At 46.1% G+C, this 20,678-nt stretch carries 17 protein-coding genes and 3 tRNA genes; 14 read left to right on the top strand and 6 right to left on the bottom strand.

Annotated elements, in window-relative coordinates; all coding sequences use genetic code 11:
* Positions 1-194: 194 nt before the first annotated feature.
* Together B5F71_RS13400 and B5F71_RS13405 are read left to right on the top strand one after the other, a co-directional pair.
* Positions 195-267 (top strand) — tRNA-Gly (locus tag B5F71_RS13400).
* Positions 268-286: 19 nt separating this feature from the next.
* A tRNA-Leu gene (locus B5F71_RS13405) sits at positions 287-372 on the top strand.
* Between the two features lie 164 nt (positions 373-536).
* Here the strand turns inward: B5F71_RS13405 and B5F71_RS13410 are convergent.
* The 3 genes from B5F71_RS13410 to B5F71_RS13420 form a co-directional block, all read right to left on the bottom strand.
* Positions 537-610 (bottom strand) — tRNA-Ala (locus tag B5F71_RS13410).
* A gap of 87 nt (positions 611-697) precedes the next feature.
* Positions 698-1,405 carry an ATP-binding cassette domain-containing protein gene (locus B5F71_RS13415; RefSeq protein WP_022040389.1) on the bottom strand — a complete coding sequence of 236 codons (708 nt, stop codon included), beginning with the start codon at positions 1,403-1,405 and terminating at the stop codon, positions 698-700.
* Positions 1,402-2,274 (bottom strand): zinc ABC transporter substrate-binding protein, encoded by an 873-nt coding sequence (locus B5F71_RS13420; RefSeq protein ID WP_087211173.1) that lies wholly within the window; start codon positions 2,272-2,274, stop codon positions 1,402-1,404. The genes B5F71_RS13415 and B5F71_RS13420 overlap by 4 nt, the downstream gene beginning before the upstream one ends.
* Positions 2,275-2,412: 138 nt before the next feature.
* Here B5F71_RS13420 and B5F71_RS20330 point away from each other — a divergent pair, with 138 nt between their 5' ends.
* From B5F71_RS20330 to B5F71_RS13435, 4 genes are all read left to right on the top strand, one after another.
* Positions 2,413-2,667 carry a hypothetical protein gene (locus B5F71_RS20330; RefSeq protein WP_158098096.1) on the top strand — a complete coding sequence of 85 codons (255 nt, stop codon included), beginning with the start codon at positions 2,413-2,415 and terminating at the stop codon, positions 2,665-2,667.
* Between the two features lie 226 nt (positions 2,668-2,893).
* Entirely contained in the window at positions 2,894-4,255 is a 1,362-nt protein-coding gene (gene nhaA, locus B5F71_RS13425; protein ID WP_206423845.1) for a Na+/H+ antiporter NhaA, read from the top strand.
* Between the two features lie 418 nt (positions 4,256-4,673).
* Positions 4,674-8,006 (top strand): DUF2723 domain-containing protein, encoded by a 3,333-nt coding sequence (locus B5F71_RS13430; RefSeq protein ID WP_087211176.1) that lies wholly within the window; start codon positions 4,674-4,676, stop codon positions 8,004-8,006.
* Positions 8,007-8,114: 108 nt separating this feature from the next.
* Complete coding sequence (locus B5F71_RS13435) at positions 8,115-8,726, top strand: polysaccharide deacetylase family protein (protein ID WP_022040384.1); 612 nt, start codon at positions 8,115-8,117, stop codon at positions 8,724-8,726.
* A 293-nt stretch (positions 8,727-9,019) separates the two neighbouring features.
* Here B5F71_RS13435 and B5F71_RS13440 read toward each other — a convergent pair whose 3' ends face one another.
* The 3 genes from B5F71_RS13440 to leuS all read right to left on the bottom strand — a co-directional run bounded on the left by B5F71_RS13440 (position 9,020) and on the right by leuS (position 13,554).
* Positions 9,020-9,607 carry a non-canonical purine NTP diphosphatase gene (locus B5F71_RS13440; RefSeq protein WP_087211179.1) on the bottom strand — a complete coding sequence of 196 codons (588 nt, stop codon included), beginning with the start codon at positions 9,605-9,607 and terminating at the stop codon, positions 9,020-9,022.
* A 121-nt stretch (positions 9,608-9,728) separates the two neighbouring features.
* Positions 9,729-10,625 carry a YitT family protein gene (locus tag B5F71_RS13445; protein WP_087211183.1) on the bottom strand — a complete coding sequence of 299 codons (897 nt, stop codon included), beginning with the start codon at positions 10,623-10,625 and terminating at the stop codon, positions 9,729-9,731.
* Positions 10,626-10,719: 94 nt separating this feature from the next.
* Positions 10,720-13,554 carry a leucine--tRNA ligase gene (leuS, locus tag B5F71_RS13450; protein ID WP_087211186.1) on the bottom strand — a complete coding sequence of 945 codons (2,835 nt, stop codon included), beginning with the start codon at positions 13,552-13,554 and terminating at the stop codon, positions 10,720-10,722.
* A 622-nt stretch (positions 13,555-14,176) separates the two neighbouring features.
* Here leuS and B5F71_RS13455 point away from each other — a divergent pair.
* The 8 genes from B5F71_RS13455 (at position 14,177) to folK (ending at position 20,411) form a co-directional block, all read left to right on the top strand.
* Entirely contained in the window at positions 14,177-14,608 is a 432-nt protein-coding gene (locus tag B5F71_RS13455) for a DUF3592 domain-containing protein (protein ID WP_087211189.1), read from the top strand.
* Positions 14,609-14,847: 239 nt separating this feature from the next.
* Positions 14,848-15,753, top strand: coding sequence for a class I SAM-dependent methyltransferase (locus B5F71_RS13460; protein WP_022040379.1), 906 nt, complete (start codon positions 14,848-14,850; stop codon positions 15,751-15,753).
* Complete coding sequence (locus B5F71_RS13465; protein WP_087211192.1) at positions 15,750-16,619, top strand: permease-like cell division protein FtsX; 870 nt, start codon at positions 15,750-15,752, stop codon at positions 16,617-16,619. Before B5F71_RS13460 ends, B5F71_RS13465 begins: the two co-directional genes overlap by 4 nt.
* Positions 16,620-16,726: 107 nt before the next feature.
* A complete protein-coding gene (locus B5F71_RS13470; RefSeq protein ID WP_087211202.1) occupies positions 16,727-16,951 on the top strand; it encodes a DUF3098 domain-containing protein in 225 nt (74 codons plus the stop codon).
* 199 nt (positions 16,952-17,150) lie between these two features.
* A complete protein-coding gene (locus tag B5F71_RS13475; RefSeq protein WP_022040376.1) occupies positions 17,151-18,008 on the top strand; it encodes an undecaprenyl-diphosphate phosphatase in 858 nt (285 codons plus the stop codon).
* Complete coding sequence (gene truB, locus B5F71_RS13480; RefSeq protein WP_022040375.1) at positions 18,008-18,706, top strand: tRNA pseudouridine(55) synthase TruB; 699 nt, start codon at positions 18,008-18,010, stop codon at positions 18,704-18,706. Before B5F71_RS13475 ends, truB begins: the two co-directional genes overlap by 1 nt.
* 146 nt (positions 18,707-18,852) lie before the next feature.
* A complete protein-coding gene (gene queA / locus B5F71_RS13485) occupies positions 18,853-19,908 on the top strand; it encodes a tRNA preQ1(34) S-adenosylmethionine ribosyltransferase-isomerase QueA (RefSeq protein ID WP_022040374.1) in 1,056 nt (351 codons plus the stop codon).
* 11 nt (positions 19,909-19,919) lie between these two features.
* Positions 19,920-20,411, top strand: coding sequence for a 2-amino-4-hydroxy-6-hydroxymethyldihydropteridine diphosphokinase (gene folK / locus B5F71_RS13490; RefSeq protein WP_087211196.1), 492 nt, complete (start codon positions 19,920-19,922; stop codon positions 20,409-20,411).
* Positions 20,412-20,678: the final 267 nt, after the last annotated feature.

A 20,678-nucleotide genomic window follows, 5' to 3' on the forward strand; every position in this document is an offset into this window, starting at 1 on the left:
TTATGAACTATAAAAGTTAAACGGGACAGGGAAACCCACCCGTTTAACTTATTTAACAAAAATATTCCGCCATAAAACTTGTGCAAGTCTTAGAATTCTGTGGTGAATAACGTGAAAAGAACAAACATCTTGAAAGAAAATACGGAAAATGTTTGGAGTGTAAAATAAAACTCCCTACATTTGCACCCGTAAACGCGGAAATAGCTCAGTTGGTAGAGCACAACCTTGCCAAGGTTGGGGTCGCGAGTTCGAGTCTCGTTTTCCGCTCTTGTTCTTTGAATAGGATGCCCGGATGGTGGAATCGGTAGACACGAGGGACTTAAAATCCCTTGGCCAGTGATGGCTGTGCGGGTTCAAGTCCCGCTTCGGGTACGAAAGACGCTTCATGACTGACAGGTTGTGAAGCGTTTTTTGTTTATCCGCAAAGGAAAATCTGGAAATGTTACAGACAGGTACCGGTAGAGAGAACATTCGTGCCGGGCAAACATAAAAAAGAGGCAATTTCAATTCTTATTTTGAAATTGTCTCTTTATGTGTGGAGCATACCGGACTCGAACCGGTCACCTCGACACTGCCAGTGTCGCACTCTAGCCAGATGAGCTAATGCCCCTTTCTGCGTGCAAAGATAAGAGTATTTCTTGTATATTCCTTATTTTTTCATTGTTAAAAATCCTTGTTTTATTGATTTTATGGATTGTTATCGGTCGAAATGTTCTTCTATCCATTTTCCAGTCACTTCCTTGATTGGCAAATAATCGAGGGTGTGATTTACACAGGCTATATTTTGAGCATGTTGAAGCACTGTATTTATGTCGTGGCTAACTAAGATAATGGCGTGTTCGCGGTTGATTTCTTCCAGCAGTGTATAAAGATGTGTTTCGAATCGCTTGTCAATATATGTATTCGGTTCATCTAATATTAAAATTTGCGGATTCGAGACCAAGGCACGTCCCAGCAAGGCACGTTGCAGTTGTCCGCCACTCAGTTGCCCGATAGGACGTTGCTCTAATCCTTCCAGTCCCACGCGGGAGAGCATGGCACGCACTTTTTCATGTTGCGCTTTTGTGAAGGAACGGAAGAGGGATTTCTGCTTGTTTAGGCCGGAAAGTATCACATCGTATACCGATATGGGAAATTTTTTATCTATCGAGGTATATTGTGGCAAGTAGCCCATGCTGAGTTCGGAGGTCTCTTTGCCATTCTGATAAAAACGAATACTTCCCGACAGAGGATGAAGCAATCCCAAAATGAGTTTGACCAGCGTTGTCTTTCCGCCTCCATTGGGTCCTATGATGCCTATGAAGTCTTGTTCGCAGACAGTAAGGTTTATATCTTCCAACACTGGTTTGCGGTCATAGGCGGCACAGATATGTTCTAATTGGATAAGAGGAAATGAAACTGTCATGGCATTTCATCGGATTTGGATAACGTGCGAGCTATATGCAACATTTCTTCTTCCCATCTGTAGCTCAGTGGGTTGATGCGGATGAGGGACAAATTCAGTTCACGGGCTATTGCTTCCGCATTGCGCGTATCAAACTCTTTTTGTACGAAGATGGTCCGTACATTTTCTTTTTTACATCGGTTGATTAATGTCTTCAGTTGGGCGGGCGAAGGTTCTTTGCCTCCTTCTTCAATGCTGATTTGTGTCAATCCATAATCGCGTGCGAAATAAGAGAGTGCAGGATGGTAAATCAAGAACGTGCGTTCACCGCCGTTCAGGTAAGCCAATATTTTTTCGTCTATCTGCTTTAGCCTAGTACCCAGCCGGGTCATGCGGGTCATATAATATTCTTTATTTTCCGGGTCTATTTGGCAAAGTGCCCGGCAAATGTTGGCTGATATTGTATAAGCATTACTGATGGAACTCCATGTATGCGGCTCGACACCTCCTGCATGGGGATGCTCTGTTTTTTCTTCTTCGTGTATCAGGGTAACGCCATCCGATAAGTTAAAAAAAGGGACGTTTGGGGCATTTTGCTTTAATTTATCAGCCCAGGCGAGTTCATAGCCGATGTATCCGGCACGCAGGAAGGCGCGGCTTCGGCTCAGTTCGACCAATTGTTGTGGAGTAGGATCGTAAGTTTCCGGGCTACTGCCTTCGGGTACCATACAGATTATATGGAAATGCTCGCCCGCAATGGATTCAGCAAAATAACGCAAGGGTTCGATACTGACGGTAAGTATCGGTTTCTCCTCGGCAGGCTTCTGCGTTTTACGTCCTCCACACGCGGTAAACAATAGGATAAGTAAAAAAATGATGTACGTTTTCATGTGTCTGTTTCTTGTTTGTGTTGCAAAAATACAGAATCTTGTTCAGATATGCGAACAAAACAGAAAAGAATGCGTACTCTACGAAATGTTGGATAATAAATTCCATTTTTTCAGAAGCTGTTTTGAATTTATCGTGCGATGATTTGGGATGAGTTTTTGAGGCATTTTCGCTTCTGTGATGAGGAAGATAGCGGGCTATCTGACAAAGAACAGGAGCGAAAAGGACCAAAAAATCGCCCAAAGCACGCACGAAAACGGATACATCAAACCAAGAAAAACTTTTTGGAGAAATTCAAAACAGCTTCTCATTGTTTACGCTATTCCCATTTGCAGCTAAACAAAATAAGGCGTATTTTTGTTTTATACTTTGAATGGTGTGAAATTGTACTTTAATATGGAATGCACACTGCCGGTGTCGCTCCTGTTGTCAGTGCCACTCATGATTACAAATCCGGCATGACAAGCAAGCATTGTTCTCTCCGGCATATAGCTGCATCGGTTGTAAGATTAATAATCTTACAGCGTGAAGATTAATAATCTTTCGGCATGAAGATTAATAATCTTACAAGCAAGGCAGTCATGCGTTTCTTATTTTTTACACAATAAAACAGTAAATTTTATGAGTAATCCGATGATGAAGACTTTCGATTATGCATTCTTGAGCTTTTTGAAACATCGTGTCAATGGTGGTATGGTGCTGATGGTTGTAGCCGTGCTGGCAATGGTAATAGCCAATTCGCCATGGGCGGAAGCTTACCATGCCTTTTGGAATTATCCTGTAGCTTTACAGGTAGGCGGATTCAACCTGTTCAGCCATCACGGTGAACCTCTGACGCTGATGGCGTTCATCAACGATGCCTTGATGGCGGTATTCTTCTTTTCCGTGGGACTGGAAATCAAGCGTGAAGTGCTGGTAGGCGAACTTTCCAGCCTGCGCCAGGCGTTGCTTCCCATCATCGCGGCGGTGGGAGGGATGATTGTCCCCGTGGCAATTTACTTTGCGATGACCGCCGGAACGCCTGCCGAAGGAGGCCTGGCGATACCCATGGCGACTGATATCGCATTTTCCTTGGGCGTGTTGAGCCTGTTCGGCAAGCGTGTTCCCCTGAGCCTGAAGATTTTCCTGACCGCCTTTGCCGTGGTCGATGACATTGGAGGCATTCTGGTTATCGCCTTTTGCTATACGTCTCATTTGGCTGGAGGCTATTTGCTGGCTGCAGTTGCGATTCTTGTTATCCTGCTGATAGCTAACCGGATGCAGGTTATGTCGCGCACGTTTTATTGCGTGGCAGGTATTGCGGTGTGGTATCTTTTCCTTCAGTCGGGCGTGCATGCTACGATTGCAGGTGTGCTGGTGGCGTTCACGATTCCTTCCATCCCGTGCCTGAACGTGAAGAAATACATCACGCGCATCCGTGAGAACATTGCCGAATTCCCGCATTTCGACAAGAGCAGTATTCTTCTTACTCCGAATCAGATAGATGCATTAAAAAGTATTGAGTCGGCTTCCGACAAGGTGATTTCGCCTCTCCAGTTTATGGAAGACCGTATGCATGGAATGGTGAACTACCTGATTATGCCACTTTTCGCCTTTGCCAATGCAGGCATTACGCTTTCGGGAGGAGGCGGAGAGATAGCCGGCATAGTGACGTATGCCGTAGTATTAGGTTTGGTAGTGGGTAAGTTTGTGGGGATTTATTCCTTTACGTGGTTGGCTGTACGCTTGCGTGTCACTTCTTTGCCGCAAGGGATGAACTGGCGGAATACAGCGGGAGTGGCATTATTAGGCGGTATTGGCTTTACCGTTTCGCTTTTTATTGCCAATCTTTCCTTTGGGGCAACTGATGAGGTATTGCTGGGCCAGGCAAAGTTAGGAGTGCTGGCAGGTACGGTATTGGCAGGCATCCTGGGGTATGCGATGCTTAAACTGACATTGCCGAAAGCAGATAGTGCCGGAGCAGATAATCCTGACGTTTCATAGCCCCAACCGCCATTCTGATAAGATTGTACTTTGCTCGATATGATGTTATACATTTCGTTGATATTATCATTGAATACGGAACACTACACAGAATGCACGAAGAAATCCAGAAAAAAATATAAAAAATGAATGTCCGCAAACAGTCAATACATCCCCCTGAAAAATGAATATATACTACATCGGCAAATACAGTATTTCAACTCCGGCGGATTGACTAATTGCGGGCATTCATAAAAAGTTTTTAGGCTTAATGTGCCGTTTTCGGGCGTGATCAGGTGTGTTTGGGAATCATTCTAAATCGCCAAGCGATAAATTCAAAACAGTTTCTATAAAAAAACGAAAAACTATCCTACTCTTACCTGCCCTGCGGTGAAATTCACTATCTTTGCGGCAATTATACAAAAATGAAACCTTAAGAATGAAACAGTACAACAAGATCAACAATCTGGTAGGCTGGTTCGCTTTCCTTGTTGCAGCATTTACTTACTGCATGACTATCGAACCTACTGCCAGCTTTTGGGATTGTCCCGAGTTTATCACCACCGGATACAAACTGGAAGTAGGCCATCCCCCTGGCGCACCTTTCTTTATGCTGACAGCCAACTTGTTCAGCCAGTTTGCCAGCGACCCATCGCAAGTGGCGGTCATGGTAAATATCATGAGCGCATTGATGAGTGCAGCATGTATCCTGTTCCTGTTCTGGAGCATTACGCATCTTACTAAAAAACTGATTTGTCCCGAAGAAAAAGAAATGACAACCGGTAAGCTTATTGCCATCATGGGTGCGGGACTGGTGGGTGCACTGGCTTATACATGGAGCGATACTTTCTGGTTCAGTGCCGTAGAAGGTGAAGTATATGCTTATTCCAGTCTCTTTACCGCCGTAGTGTTCTGGTTGATTCTGAAATGGGAAAACCGTGCTCACGAAGCTCACAGTGACCGTTGGCTTATCCTGATAGCCTATCTGACGGGTTTGTCAATCGGAGTCCACTTGCTGAACTTGCTTTGTATTCCCGCCATTGTACTGGTATATTATTACAAAAAGAATCCCAATGCCAACCTGAAAGGAAGCTTGATGGCACTGGTTGGTTCGATGATACTGATAGCCGTAGTACTTTATGGTATCGTACCGGGCATCGTGAAAATAGGTGGTTGGTTCGAACTGCTGTTTGTCAACAGTTTGGGATTCTCGTTCAATACCGGACTTATTATTTATATCATCCTTTTGGCGGCCAGCCTTATATGGGGTGTATACGAAAGCTATACCGTACGTAGCCGGAAACGGATGAACATTTCTTTCCTTACCACTGTAGGATTGTTGGGTATCCCCTTCTACGGACATGGATGGAGCAGTGTGCTTATCGGCATTATCGTACTGGCGGTTCTGGCATTGTACCTGTTTGCCAAACTTCCTGAAAAATATCAAGTCAGTGCCCGCACGCTTAATACTTCCTTGCTTTGCATGATGATGATGGTTGTGGGATATTCTTCATACGCCGTTATCGTTATCCGTTCATCGGCAAATACGCCGATGGATCAGAATTCGCCTGAAGACATTTTTACCTTGGGCGAATACTTGGGACGTGAACAATACGGTACGCGCCCACTTTTCTACGGACAGACGTATGCTTCGAAAATGGCACTCGAAGAAGTCGACGGGGGCTGTGTATATGCCATGACAGAAGGTGCACCTGTCTATCAGCGTAAAGAAAAAGAGCGTCCGGACGAGAAAGACAGTTATGAAATCGTACGCCACAAGAGCGAATACAAGTATGCACAAAACATGATATTCCCTCGCATGTATAGTTCGGATCATGCAGCGGCCTACGAAAGTTGGTTAGGAGGTGTAGAAGGTCGTCAGGTCCCATACGACCAGTGTGGGGAAATGCTGATGGTGAAGATACCTACCCAATGGGATAACATCAAGTTCTTCTTCATCTACCAGTTGAATTATATGTATTGGCGTTACTTTATGTGGAACTTCGCCGGACGGCAGAACGATATTCAAGGTCAGGGCGAAATCGAGCACGGCAACTGGATTACCGGTATTTCGTTCATCGACAAGATGTTGGTGGGTGACCAAACTTTATTGCCAAGCGATTTGAAAAATAATAAGGGGCACAACGTGTTTTATTGTTTGCCTTTGATACTGGGACTAATCGGCTTGTTCTGGCAAGCCTACCGGGGCGAACGGGGCATCCAGCAGTTCTGGATTGTATTTTTCCTGTTCTTTATGACGGGACTTGCCATTGTGCTTTACCTGAACCAGACACCGCAACAACCACGTGAACGTGACTATGCATATGCAGCTTCCTTCTATGCTTTTGCCATCTGGATAGGTCTGGGAGTAGCAGCTATCGCCGAATGGCTAAAGAAGAAGTTAGGCGAGAAACCATCAGCTATTCTTGCCAGCGTGGTATGTCTGCTTGTTCCTTTACAAATGGTAAGCCAGACATGGGATGACCACGACCGGAGCGGACGTTATACGTGCCGCGACTTCGGACAAAACTATTTAAATTCCGTGCAAACCGATGGTAAACCGATAATTCTCACTAACGGTGACAATGACACATTCCCCTTGTGGTACAATCAAGAGACCGAAGGTTTCCGTACGGATGTGCGTGTATGCAACTTGAGCTATCTGCAGACCGATTGGTACATCGACCAAATGCGTCGTCCGGCATACGACTCGCCTTCCGTTCCTATAGACTGGGAGCGTATCGACTACGTACAAGGACACAACGAAGCGGTTTATGTACGTCCCGATGCAATGGAAACTATCAACAATTATTACAAGCAATATCCCGAAGAAGCGAAGAAAGAGTTCGGTGACAATCCATACGAACTGAAGAATATCCTGAAATACTGGGTACGTTCGCCGAAGGAAGGCTTGCAAATGATTCCGACGGACAGCATTGTCATCAAGCTGGACAAAGAAGCAATCAAACGTTCGGGTATGCTTACTCCCGATTCGATTCCTGATTATATGCACATCTCACTGAAAGGCAAACGCGTACTATACAAAAGCGAACTGATGATGCTGGAAATGCTTGCCAATACCAACTGGGAACGTCCGATGTATATGGCGATTACCGTAGGTCCGGAAAATCATCTGAACCTGACTAATAACTTCCTGCAAGAAGGTTTGGCATACCGCATCACTCCGTTCGACAACGCCAAACTAGGACGGCGTATTGATTCGGAAAAGATGTACGATAACCTGATGCACAAGTTCAAATTCGGCGGCATTGATAATCCGGATATCTATTTGGATGAAACCGTGCTCCGTATGTGCGATACGCACCGCCGTATGTTCGTTCAATTGGCTTCCCAATTGATAAAAGAAGGCAAGAACGACAAGGCATTGGAAGTTCTTGATTATTGCGAAAAAGTGATTCCGAGCACTACGGTGCGCCATGACTACATCTACAGCAGTTCGAAAGAAATGGCGGATGATTACGCAAAACTGGGTGAAACTGGGAAAGCAGAAAATATCCTCTGCCAGTTAGCGCAAAATTCGGTAGAATATGCTGCTTGGTATATGAGCCTTGACGATATACGTTTGGCCAGTTCGTACGAAGAGTGCATACGCCACTATACCATCTTAGACGATGTCTGCAAAGCGCTTGAAAAGTTGAAGGATGAAAACGGTAAACCACTTGAATCGGCAACTAGCTACCGTCATCAGTTCGACCAGCTATATGGCTTGCTGGAAAACCGTATAGGAAAAGCTAATCCGGCTCATGAATAGTTTATAGTTAACAATTAACAGTTAACAATGAATAGTTAGCAACAGTTATGCAACAAGCCTGTTATATACTATTCATTGTTGACTATTAATTACTTTCAAAATACTGTTATGCTTATCGAACAACCTCCCTTATTGCTTCGATGGATTTATCCACGTGCTTTATGGCGTATGGATAAAAATGAAAAAGCTGTTTATCTGACTTTCGATGATGGGCCTATCCCCAACATCACACCTTGGGTACTCGACTTATTAGACAAATATAACATCAAGGCTACCTTTTTTATGGTGGGTGATAACGTACGTAAGCACCCTGAAGAATTCCGTATGGTAGTAGAACGAGGCCATCGTATCGGGAACCATACTTTCAATCATATTCGAGGCTTCGAATATCTGAGCCAGAATTATCTGGCAAATACCGACAAGGCAAATGAATACCTGCATACAGATCTTTTCCGTCCTCCTCACGGCCATATGCGCTGGGTGCAATATCATGTATTGAAAAAGAAATACCGCATCGTGATGTGGGATCTTGTCACCCGTGACTACAGCAAGCGTCTTACCGGTCCGCAAGTGCTTGCCAAGGTCAAAAAATATGTCCGAAACGGTTCCATCATCACTTTCCACGACTCTATCAAGTCTGAGCCGCGCCTGAAGTATGCCTTACCCCGTGCTATCGAATGGCTGTTGGCACAAGGCTACACATTCAAAGTATTCGAATAACACGGTCGCAGAATATCGTGGTGATGCTTATTTCCCCGTTATTGTAGTAGCCCATCTGTTCGCATGAAGCGAACAGGAGGCTTCATTTTATCAGAAACAGACATACGCTTTTCATCCTATAACTTGATTGTCCTATTACCGTGTTGTTCAGGGGTTGTATTGTGAAATGCCATTCGTTATCATGTCTGTATGAATCTTTGCATTTCCATTGAGGCTTCAATAATAAAGATAGCGCACCGATGGAGGAATTGGGTGTCAAGAAGCGATTGACACACCTACATCGGTGCCGCATTTTAGTTTTCAGAGCGTAAGTATTCCACCAGCTGCTGCACGGCACGGGCGCGGTGGCTGATTTTATTCTTTTCTTCGTTTCCCATTTCGGCAAATGTCTCGGCATAGCCTTCGGGCTGGAAGACGGGGTCGTAGCCGAAGCCTGCGGTGCCGCGGCGTGCTTCGATGATGTTGCCCTGCACGATGCCTTCGAACAGGTACTCCTTGCCGCTTTCGATGAGGCAGATGGCGGTGCGGAAGCGGGCACGGCGGCTTTCCTTTCCTTCCATTTCGGAAAGCAATTTGCGCATGTTGGCTTCCGAGTCATGTCCTTCGCCTCCGGCATAGCGTGCCGAGTAGATGCCCGGTGCACCGCCGAGGGCTTCCACTTCCAGTCCCGTATCGTCGGCAAAGCAATCCATGCCGTAGTTCTGGTAGATGTATCCGGCTTTCAGGCGGGCGTTTCCTTCGAGGGTATCAGCGGTTTCAGGAATATCGGCGTGACAATCGATGTCGTTCAGGCTCAATATCTCCAGCTTGTCGCCGAGGATGGCGCGTATCTCTTCGAGCTTATGCGCGTTGTTGGTTGCAAAAACGAGTTTCTTTTTCATTGTGTTGGTGGGTTTATTTTTTAGGAGTTAAGAAGTTAAGGAGTTAAGAAGTTAAGCCAATACTTTAGATAACAAATCACAAACAAAACTATTGACTTAACTCCTTAACTTCTTAACTCCTTTATTTCACTTTCAGCTTGTCGAATCCTTCTCCGTATACGCCTACGACGTTGCTTTGCGAGATGAAAGCGTTGGGGTCGATGTCTTTCACGAGGCGGAAGATGTCGAGCGACTGGGTCTTTTTTGCCAGTACCACTACTACCTTGATATTCTGTTTGCTGTACCATCCTTGCCCGTCAAGCAGGGTGACGCCGCGGTCTATCCGGGTGGAGATGCCTTCGGCTATCTCTTCGTACTTGCGCGAGAAGATGAGGAACTGCACCGACTGGCGTGCGCTGTTGATGACATAATCAATCACGATGCTCAAGATGAAGAGCACGCAGAAGCCGAAGAGCACGCGCCGCCAGTCGTGGAAGATGAAATAGCATGACGAGATGATGACGATGTCGCAATACATCATCATGCGTCCCAGCGTCACGTCCTTGTATTTATTGATAATCCAGGCGATGATGTCGGTGCCGCCCGTGCTTCCGTTGTTGCAGAACACGATGCCGATACCGAATCCAAGCATGCCGGCTCCGATGACACATGCCATGAAGTCTTGTCCCGGTCCGAGGAGTTGGGGCAGGTGTCCGGCATCGTCTTTCAGCAGCCACTGGAAGAGCCAGAGCAGGAAGGTCAGCATAAAGATGGCATATACGGTCTTCACGCTGAACTTCGGTCCCAGTATTTTCAGGGCAAAGCCTAAGAATATGGCATTGATAATGAAGTAGGATACTTGTATCTCTACTCCTGTAGCGTAATAGATAATGGCGGAAATACCCGTCACGCCTCCCGTCGTAATCTGGTAGGGGAGCAGGAACATCGCCCAGCCCAGCGCGTAGAGTACCAGCCCGAAAGTAATGGCAAGGTAATCTTTCGACTCGCGGCTTATCTTCTTGATTAATGCTAACTCCATAGATAATTGGTTTAAACGCAGATTAACGCGGATTGACGCAGATTTTTTTTATTTTTAATCTGCGAAAATCTGCGTTAATCTGCGTTTCTTTTATTTATAACACGATGTTGACGATTTTCTTTGGCACGATGATGACCTTCTTCGGAGTCTTGCCTTCAATCCATTTCTGAGACTGCTCTTCCGCCATTACCGCCGCCTGTATGGTGTCGTTGTCGGCATCCGCAGGGAATTCCATGGTGAAACGTGCTTTCCCGTTGAAAGAGATGGTATATTTCACCGTGTCTTCCTTCAGGTAGTCTTCGTTCCATGCAGGCCATTGGGCATCGCATACGGTGGTGCCGTGTCCCAACGCTTCCCAAAGCTCTTCGGCAAGGTGAGGCGCGAAGGGAGCAAGCAGGATGACGAGGTCGGTCAGCACTGCCTTGTTGCGGCTCTTCAGCGCGGTCAGTTCATTGACACAAATCATGAAGGCACTGATAGAAGTATTGTATGAGAAGACCTCGATGTCGCCCGTAACTTTCTTTATCAGTTTATGGATAGACTTCAGTTCTTCTTTCGTAGCTTCGCCTTCCGTAGGCAGGAACTCGCCCTGACGTCCGTAGAACAGGTTCCAGAGTTTCTTCAGGAAGCGGTGCACACCGTCGATGCCGTTCGTGTCCCAAGGTTTCGACTGCTCTACCGGACCCAGGAACATTTCGTACATACGCAGGGTGTCGGCTCCGTATTTCTCTACAATCATGTCGGGGTTCACCACGTTGTACATCGACTTGCTCATCTTCTCTACCGCCCAGCCGCAGATGTACTTGCCGTCTTCGAGGATGAATTCGGCATCGTGATATTCGGGACGCCAGTTCTTGAAGGATTCGATGTCGAGCACGTCATTGGTCACGATGTTCACGTCTACGTGTAAAGGTGTCACGTCGTATTGGTCTTTCAGGCCGAGAGAGACGAAGGTGTTGGTATCCTTGATGCGGTATACGAAGTTGCTCCGTCCCTGAATCATGCCTTGGTTCACCAGTTTCTGGAACGGTTCTTCCTTGACACTTACGCCGAGGTCGAACAGGAACTTGTTCCAAAAGCGGGAATAGATAAGGTGCCCCGTAGCATGTTCGGTACCGCCTACGTAGAGGTCTACGTTCTGCCAGTAGCGGTCTGCCTTTTCCGATACCAGTGCTTTATCGTTGTGCGGGTCCATGTAGCGCAGGTAATAGGCACTCGAACCGGCAAAGCCCGGCATGGTATTCAGTTCGAGCGGGAATACATGCACGTTGTCTATCTTCGTATTCTCTACTACTTCGCCTTTCTCTACATCCCAAGCCCATTTTGTAGCGTGTCCCAACGGAGGCTCGCCAGTTTCGGTAGGCAAGAACTTGTCGACTTCGGGCAATTCCAGCGGAAGCTTGTTTTCGTCAATCATGTAAGGCATGCCGTCCTTGTAATATACCGGGAACGGTTCGCCCCAATAACGCTGGCGCGAGAAGATAGCGTCGCGCAGGCGGTAGTTCACCTTTACACGTCCCAAGTGGTGTGCTTTCACATATTCCTTGGTAGCGGCGATGGCTTCCTTAATGGTCAGGCCGTTCAGATTCAAGTCGCAATAAGGCGTTACACCGGCTTTCGGCGAGTTGCATACGATACCTTCCTTGGCATCGAAGCTTTCTTCGCTTACGTCACATCCTTCTACCAGCGGAACGATGGGGAGGTTGAAATGCTTGGCAAAAGCATAGTCGCGGCTATCGTGTGCCGGTACCGCCATGATGGCTCCGGTTCCGTAGCCAGCCAATACATAGTCGCTAATCCAGATAGGTACGGCATCGCCCGTGAAAGGATTGATGGCATACGAGCCGCTGAATACACCCGTCACACGGCGGTCGGCGATGCGTTCACGTTCGGTACGTTTCTTGGTACGGTCCAGATAAGCTTCCACTTCGGCACGCTGTCCGTCGGTAGTGACTTGCGGAACCAGTTCGCTTTCGGGAGCCAGTACCATGAAGGTCACGCCGAACATCGTATCGGCACGGGTGGTGAAGATGGTAAATTCGAGGTCACGGTCTTTCACTTTGAACCGCACTTCCGTACCTTCCGAACGGCCTATCCAGTTGCGTTGGGTTTCTTTCAAAGAGTCGGTCCAGTCGATGTGGTCCAGTCCGTCAAGCAAGCGTCCTGCGTATGCCGACACACGCAGGCACCACTGGCGCATCTTTTTCTGCACTACGGGATAGCCTCCGCGTTCGCTTACACCGTCTACCACTTCATCGTTTGCCAGCACCGTACCCAGTTGCGGGCACCAGTTTACCATGGTTTCGCCCAGGTAGGCGATGCGATAGTTCATCAGCGTTTCCTGTTGCTGCTTTTCGCTCATTGCCTTCCATTCGTCGGCGCTGAAGCTCAGTTCTTCCGAGCAAGCTGCGTCCAGCCCTTCGGTACCCTGCTTTTCGAAGTGCTCTATCAGTTTTTCGATGGGTTGTGCCTTGCCGCAGGTGTTGCAATAGAAGCTGTTGAACATTTTCTGGAAAGCCCATTGCGTCCAGTGGTAATACTTAGGGTCGCAGGTACGCACTTCGCGGTCCCAGTCGAACGAGAATCCTATCTTGTCCAGCTGCTCGCGGTAGCGGTTGATATTGTTCTGGGTTGTGATGGCAGGATGCTGCCCGGTCTGGATGGCGTATTGTTCCGCCGGAAGCCCGTAGGCATCGTATCCCATCGGGTTCAGCACATTGAAGCCTTGCAGGCGTTTGTATCTTGCGTAGATGTCGCTGGCGATGTATCCCAGCGGATGGCCTACGTGAAGTCCCGCTCCCGAAGGATAAGGGAACATGTTCAGCACGTAGAACTTCTGTTTCGATTCGTCTTCGGTAACCTGGTAGGTTTTCTGTTCCACCCACTTCTGTTGCCATTTCTTTTCGATCTCTCTGAAATTATATTCCATGATGATATTGTGTTGTGATTTTGATTTTACACCTTATATTATAAGCTGCGCAAAGATACAAAGAAATCCTTTATTTGCAACGAATGAAGGGCGGAAGAGTTTGAAGTGAGGGAAAGAAACGAGAATACCGGTCAGTTCACTGAAGATTGTTGCATCATTGTTTTGCGGTTTTTCAGTTTCGGTTTCTCATCAGTACAAAGATACAAAAATATAGAAGACAAGCGTTTCTATCGGTTAAGAATTTTGTTGATAAATGGTAAATAAACAGTTGAAAAACTTGTTGAAACCTTCTTATAGGTGTTTATAGCTTGTGGATAACGTCAAGTGGAATGTGTGGATAAATTGCTTCTTATGCATGCTTCAGAAGCATGTGTTGCATAAGGAAGCTGTAGTTTCAGGGAGTTTTAACAGGTTAAAACGGCAGTTTTATCATGGTGAAACTATAGTTCTTACCAGTTAAAATACTTGAAATAACTGCTTGCTTTGCCGGATGTGTATAGCCTTGTGCGGAAAGGGATTGGCAGGTTGTTGGTATTTTGACAATATCTTTATGCACATGTTTGCTTATGTGTGTACTTTTGTTTATATTTACCCTCGTGAATGTAAACGAACAAGAGGCTTTATGAAATCTCATGATATGGCTTACGTAGCCTGTTTCCTTATCGGCTTTGTGATGCTGGCGCTGGGAATAGGCGGCTTCATTTCGCTGGGCATGATAGTGAAAGACTGGAATCCTGCCCGCGGAGTAGTGGAACGGATAGAGTCGGAACGGGTGTACAAGTACCGCAAGATGAGGTGGGAACATCGTGTCGATGTGCGCTACGAAACGGTGGAGTTCGGCGAGATGTACACCTCAAAGGAAGTCTATCTGACGTTCGGCATACGCGAAGGAGGGGAGATTGCCTTGCTTTACAATCCGGAATATGTGCGTGAGGTACGTTTCCCCGTACATGAAGGCTGCTTGCACGGGTTCTTCAGTGTGGGCGGGCTGGGCATCGCATGGATAGGCTTCGTGTTGCGCAAGGAAAAGCGGAAAGGCACGAAAGCATCGTAGATGTTGTAAAAGAGGATAATGCCGGGCACTTGTCCCGTACTGGCTCGGTTCAACTATGGAAGAACGAGCCACGGCAGACGGCATCGAAAAGCCCGAAAACAAGATGCCGGAAGAAAACGGTGCAGACTGAGTAGGCCAGACAAATGTTTTCCGCTTTTTCCCAATATCCTTAAAGAAGCTTAACAGATAGGTATTCGTACCCGATTTATTTGTTATTTTGCACCAAATTAGGGAATAAAGTGAACAGACTGCATATAGATACGTGCCCGTTATGCGGCAAAGACCAACTGGAGAAGGTGATGACTTGTACCGATCACTATGCCACAAATGAACCGTTCGACATTTGCCGGTGTGCATCGTGCGGATTCCTTTTCACGCAGGATGTGCCCGATGAAAGTGAGATAGGACGTTATTACGAGTCGCCCGATTATATTTCGCATACCGATACGCGCAAGGGACTTGCTAACCGGTTGTACCATTGTGTGCGTCAATACATGTTGCGCCGTAAGGCACGACTTATCAAACGGTGTTGCGGACTGAGCCGGGGGCGTTTGCTTGACATCGGCACAGGAACAGGGTATTTTCCTCACTTTATGTCTGGACGCGGATGGCGGGTTTCGGCTATCGAGAAAAGTCCGCAGGCAAGAGTTTTTGCGCGTGAACATTTCGGATTGGAAGTGAATGCTCCTGAAGCTTTGCCGGCATACGAAACCGGTTCATTTGACGTGGTGACATTATGGCACGTAATGGAGCACCTGCAGAATTTAAATGAAACGTGGGAGAGGATTTATTCCCTGCTGAGCGACCGGGGTATTCTGGTTGTAGCTGTACCTAACCCAACTTCGTTTGACGCCCGTTTTTATAAGGAAATGTGGGCGGCATATGATGTGCCGCGTCATTTGTGGCACTTTGCTCCGTCTGTCATACAGCAGTTCGGAGCCAAGCATGGGTTCATCTTGACCGAACGTCATCCGATGCCGTTTGATGCATTTTACGTATCAATGCTTTCGGAAAAGTATCGGAAAAGCAGTTTTCCTTTCGTAAAAGGGATGCTGAAGGGAATGGAAGCCGGTCTGGCTTCATTAGTGAAAAAGGAACGGAGCAGTTCGATGATATATGTGTTTCAGAAAAAAGTGAAGGCATGAGCAAAAAATCGGGAGCATTGATAGATATGCAGTTCATTACCTCCAGCATCAGCACCATGTTGGTCCTGTTGTTGCTGGGGACGGTGGTTTTCTTCGTGCTGGCAGCAAACAACTTATCTGTATATGTACGCGAGAATATAGCTTTCTCTGTATTGATAAGCGATGATATGAAAGACCCCGACATATTACAGTTCCGGAACAGGCTGAACGCCAAGCCTTACGTAAAGCAAACCGATTATATTTCAAAGAAACAGGCATTGCAGGAGCAATCGGAAGCTATGGGAACCGACCCTGCCGAGTTTTTAGGTTACAATCCGTTTACGGCTTCTATCGAAGTAAAGCTGAATGCGGAGTATGCCAATTCGGACAGCATAGCCTGGATAAAGGACGAAATTCTTTCGGAAAAGGGTGTCATCGAAATCAATTATCCACAAGACCTGCTGGATGCGGTCAACCGTAACATCCGTAAAATCAGTGTGGTATTGCTAGGGCTTGCTGCCCTGCTTATGCTGATATCATTTGCATTGATAAACAATACCATCAGGCTTACCATTTATTCCAAACGTTTTCTTATCAATACCATGAAACTGGTAGGAGCAAGCTGGGCTTTCATCCGTCGTCCTTTCTTGGTACGCAATGTATGGGTAGGTATCCTGGCTGGAGTGATAGCCGACGGGATACTGGTTGCAGCAGCGTATGCACTGGTACGATATGAACCCGATTTGCTGGCGGTAATAACCCCTGGGGTAATGTTGGTGGTGATGGGGGCGGTATTCTTGTTCGGGGTAGTGATAACGACATTTTGTGCATGGATTTCCATTAACCGTTATTTGCGGATGAAGACCAATGAACTATATTATAATTAGGAGAAGGTAAAGAAATTAAGGAGAGTGTAAGTTTCATGCCATTTTCAATGGTCTCCAACTTTTTCCACTCTTCAGGTTTCTTTATTATTTCTATAAAAGAACAAATTATGGATAGAAGAAAATTTGCTTTTGACAAGACTAACTTCCTGTTATTGGCAGGAGGGATGGTAGTAATCATCATCGGTTTCTTGCTGATGTCAGGACCGGGTTCTACCGAAACTACATTCGAACCGGACATTTTCAGTGCGCGACGTATCAAGGTGGCACCGGTAGTTTGCTTTATAGGATTTATCGCAATGATTTATGGTATATTGCGCAAACCGAAAGGATAAGTTTGTTACTACTTCGGCTTGCTATTTGCAAATAGACAACTAAATATAATGTGAATCAGGAATTAAAAGCAGTTATGTTTCATAGGAGTTATCACTTTAATTTCCAGTCTGCCTGGCGGGCGATAACTGTTTCTAACTCCCTTTCAACTCCTGATTGGCATAAATAATAAATAGCTGATTGTCAAATTATCAATAAATAATGGAAGGAGATTTGAATTTATTGCAAACAATCATAATAGCGATTGTTGAAGGGTTGACCGAGTTTTTACCTGTCTCATCGACAGGGCATATGATTATAGCACAAAATGTGCTGGGGGTAGAGAGTACCGAATTTGTGAAAGCATTTACGTTTATCATCCAGTTTGGAGCTATTCTTTCGGTGGTATGTTTGTATTGGAAACGTTTTTTCCGTCTGAATCATAAACCGGCTCCCGAAGGGGCTTCAACGCTGAAACGTTTCCTGCATAAGTACGATTTTTATTGGAAATTGTTGGTTGCCTTCATTCCTGCAGCTGTATTAGGTCTGTTGTTCAGTGATATGATCGATGCTATGCTGGAAAGTGTGATTGTGGTTGCGGTAATGTTGATTGTAGGAGGCGTGTTTATGCTGTTTTGCGACAAATTGTTCGGAAATGGAAGCGAAACGACTGAACTGACCGAGAAACGTGCTTTTTGTATCGGACTGTTCCAGTGCATTTCAATGATTCCGGGCGTATCGCGTTCGATGGCCACCATTGTAGGCGGTATGGCACAGAAGCTTACCCGTAAGGCTGCTGCCGAGTTTTCTTTCTTTCTTGCCGTACCTACCATGTTTGCCGCCACGGTCTACAAGATGCTGAAACTGTTTATGGACGGTGGTACAGAAATCATCACGGCAAATATGGAGGCGCTGATTGTAGGCAATGTAGTCGCATTTGTCGTAGCAATGCTCGCCATCAAGTTCTTCATCAGCTTTGTGACGAAATACGGATTTGCAGCTTTCGGATGGTATCGTATCATTGTGGGAGGAGTAATTTTGATAATGACAGCTTTAGGATATAATTTGGAACTTGCTTGATGAACTTTAAAGAAGGAGAGGTGTTGTATTTTGATAAGCCGTACCGATGGACATCGTTTGCGCTTGTCAATAAAATAAGGTATCACGTCAGCCGCAAGCTGGGAGTGAAAAAAATAAAAGTGGGACATGCCGGGACACTCGACCCCTTGGCAACTGGGGTGATGATTGTCTGTACAGGAAAAGCAACAAAGCGTATCGAAGAATTCCAATACCATACGAAAGAATATGTGGCGACCCTACAGTTGGGAGCCACCACGCCGTCGTATGATTTGGAAAAAGAGATAGACGCCACGTATCCTACCGGACACATTACCCGTGAGTTGGTGGAAGAAACATTGCAGCGCTTTGTGGGTGCTATAGAGCAGGTGCCTCCGGCATTTTCTGCATGCAAGGTAGATGGGAAGCGTGCTTACGAACTGGCGCGTAAAGGTGATGAAGTACAACTGAAGCCCAAGACGTTGGTTATCGATGAGATTGAATTGCTGGAATGTGCACTACCCGAAATAAAGATACGCGTGGTCTGTAGCAAAGGTACATATATCCGCGCATTGGCACGCGACATCGGGGAAGCATTACACAGTGGGGCACACCTGACTGCGTTGTGTCGTACTCGCGTGGGTGAAGTGACCTTGGAAAATTGTATGAAAGTAGAAGATTTTGAAAGCTGGCTGAACCAGCAGGATGTAATAGTTGACTAAGTTTAAGTACCTGGTTGGCGGAATGTTCGAATAGGATGGGAATATAGCTCCTTACCGGTTAAAGGAGCTGAAAATATCTGAAAGCCTGTACCCGTTCAACAAGCCGCTTGGTATCTGGAATAATAATATAAGGAAAGGAGAAGAAGATGAAACTGTCACAATTCAAATTCAAGTTACCGGAAGAAAAGATTGCTTTGCATCCGGTGAAGTACAGAGACGAGTCCCGGCTGATGGTAGTACACAAGTCTACTGGTCAGATAGAACATGTTATATTCAAGGACATCCTGAACTATTTTGATGATCAGGATGCATTCATTTTTAACGACACGAAAGTATTCCCTGCCCGTTTGTATGGAAACAAGGAAAAGACAGGGGCGCGCATTGAAGTCTTTTTGTTGCGCGAATTGAACGAAGAACTCCGCCTATGGGACGTACTGGTGGATCCTGCACGTAAAATACGTATCGGAAATAAGTTGTATTTCGGCGATGATGATTCAATGGTGGCCGAGGTAATAGACAATACCACGTCACGTGGACGAACCCTTCGTTTCCTTTATGATGGTCCGCATGATGAATTTAAGAAGGCTCTCTATGCATTGGGCGAGCCGCCTCTTCCTCCTTTTATCCGTCGTCCGGCAGAACCGGAAGACACCGAACGTTTTCAAACCATCTATGCCAAGTATGAAGGGGCTGTAACCGTACCAGCTGCAGGACTCCACTTCAGCCGCGAGCTGATGAAACGTATGGAAATCAAAGGTATCAACTTGGCATTTATTACCATGCACTGCGGATTGGGATGTTTTCGCGACATTGATGTGGAAGACCTGACCAAGCACAAGATGGATTCGGAACAAATGTTCATCAAATCCGAGGCTTGCCGTATTGTAAATGAAGCAAAGGATAGCGGACACAAGGTATGCGCGGTAGGTACCAGCGTGATGCGGGCCATCGAAACGGCTACAGGCACAGACGGACATCTCAAAGAATATGAGGGTTGGACCAACAAGTTCATTTTCCCGCCCTACGATTTCGTATTGCCCGATGCAATGGTGACCAATTTCCATATGCCTTTGTCTACCATGCTGATGCTGGTATGTTCGTATGGAGGATATGAGCTGGTAATGGATGCTTATCAAGAGGCGTTGAAAGAAGATTATCGTTTCGGCACTTATGGCGATGCGATGCTGATATTGAACAAGTAATTCGATAAAGGATGGCAAATGTCTATTTGGGACTGGGTACGAATTTGGGAGACAAAGCAACCAATCTACGTACTGCTACCAGACTGATAAATGACGAGATAGGGAAAGTGATTTCCCTATCTTCTTTTTATGAAACTGCTCCATGGGGGTTCGCTTCCGAACATAAATTTCTAAATGCAGCGGCATGTGTGGAAACCATTTTACCTCCAATGGAAGTCTTGCACCGGACCCAAGAAATCGAACGCACATTGGGGCGTACCCAAAAATCGGTCGGAGGAGTGTATCATGACCGTTTGATTGATATAGACCTGCTGTTATACGATGATGTAATCTTGTATACACCAGAACTGGTTCTGCCACATCCCTTAATGACCGAACGTGAGTTTGTTATGAAACCTTTGGTGGAGATAGCCAGTGAAACATTGCATCCGGTATTGCGAAAGACATTGGGAGAACTGTTTCTAAATGTCTGCCAACAGTCAATACATACCCCTGAAAAATGAATATATACTGCATTGGCGAATGCAGTACTATTGCGTTTTCAACGCGGTTGGGTTGGCTGATGGCAGGCATTTATAAAATATTTTTGCTACAGTAATAGAAGAAAGGATAACTTTATTTAACCTTGAAATGACAACCTAAGGCATGTTTTTCCCAATAGCTTAGAAGCTGTTTTGAATTTATCGTGCGATGATTTGGGATGAGTTTTTGAGGCATTTTCGCTTCTGTGATGAGGAAGATAGCGGGCTATCTGACGAAGAACAGGAGCG

Source organism: Bacteroides sp. An269 (assembly GCF_002159755.1).
GTDB classification, from domain to species: Bacteria; Bacteroidota; Bacteroidia; order Bacteroidales; family Bacteroidaceae; genus Phocaeicola; species Phocaeicola intestinalis.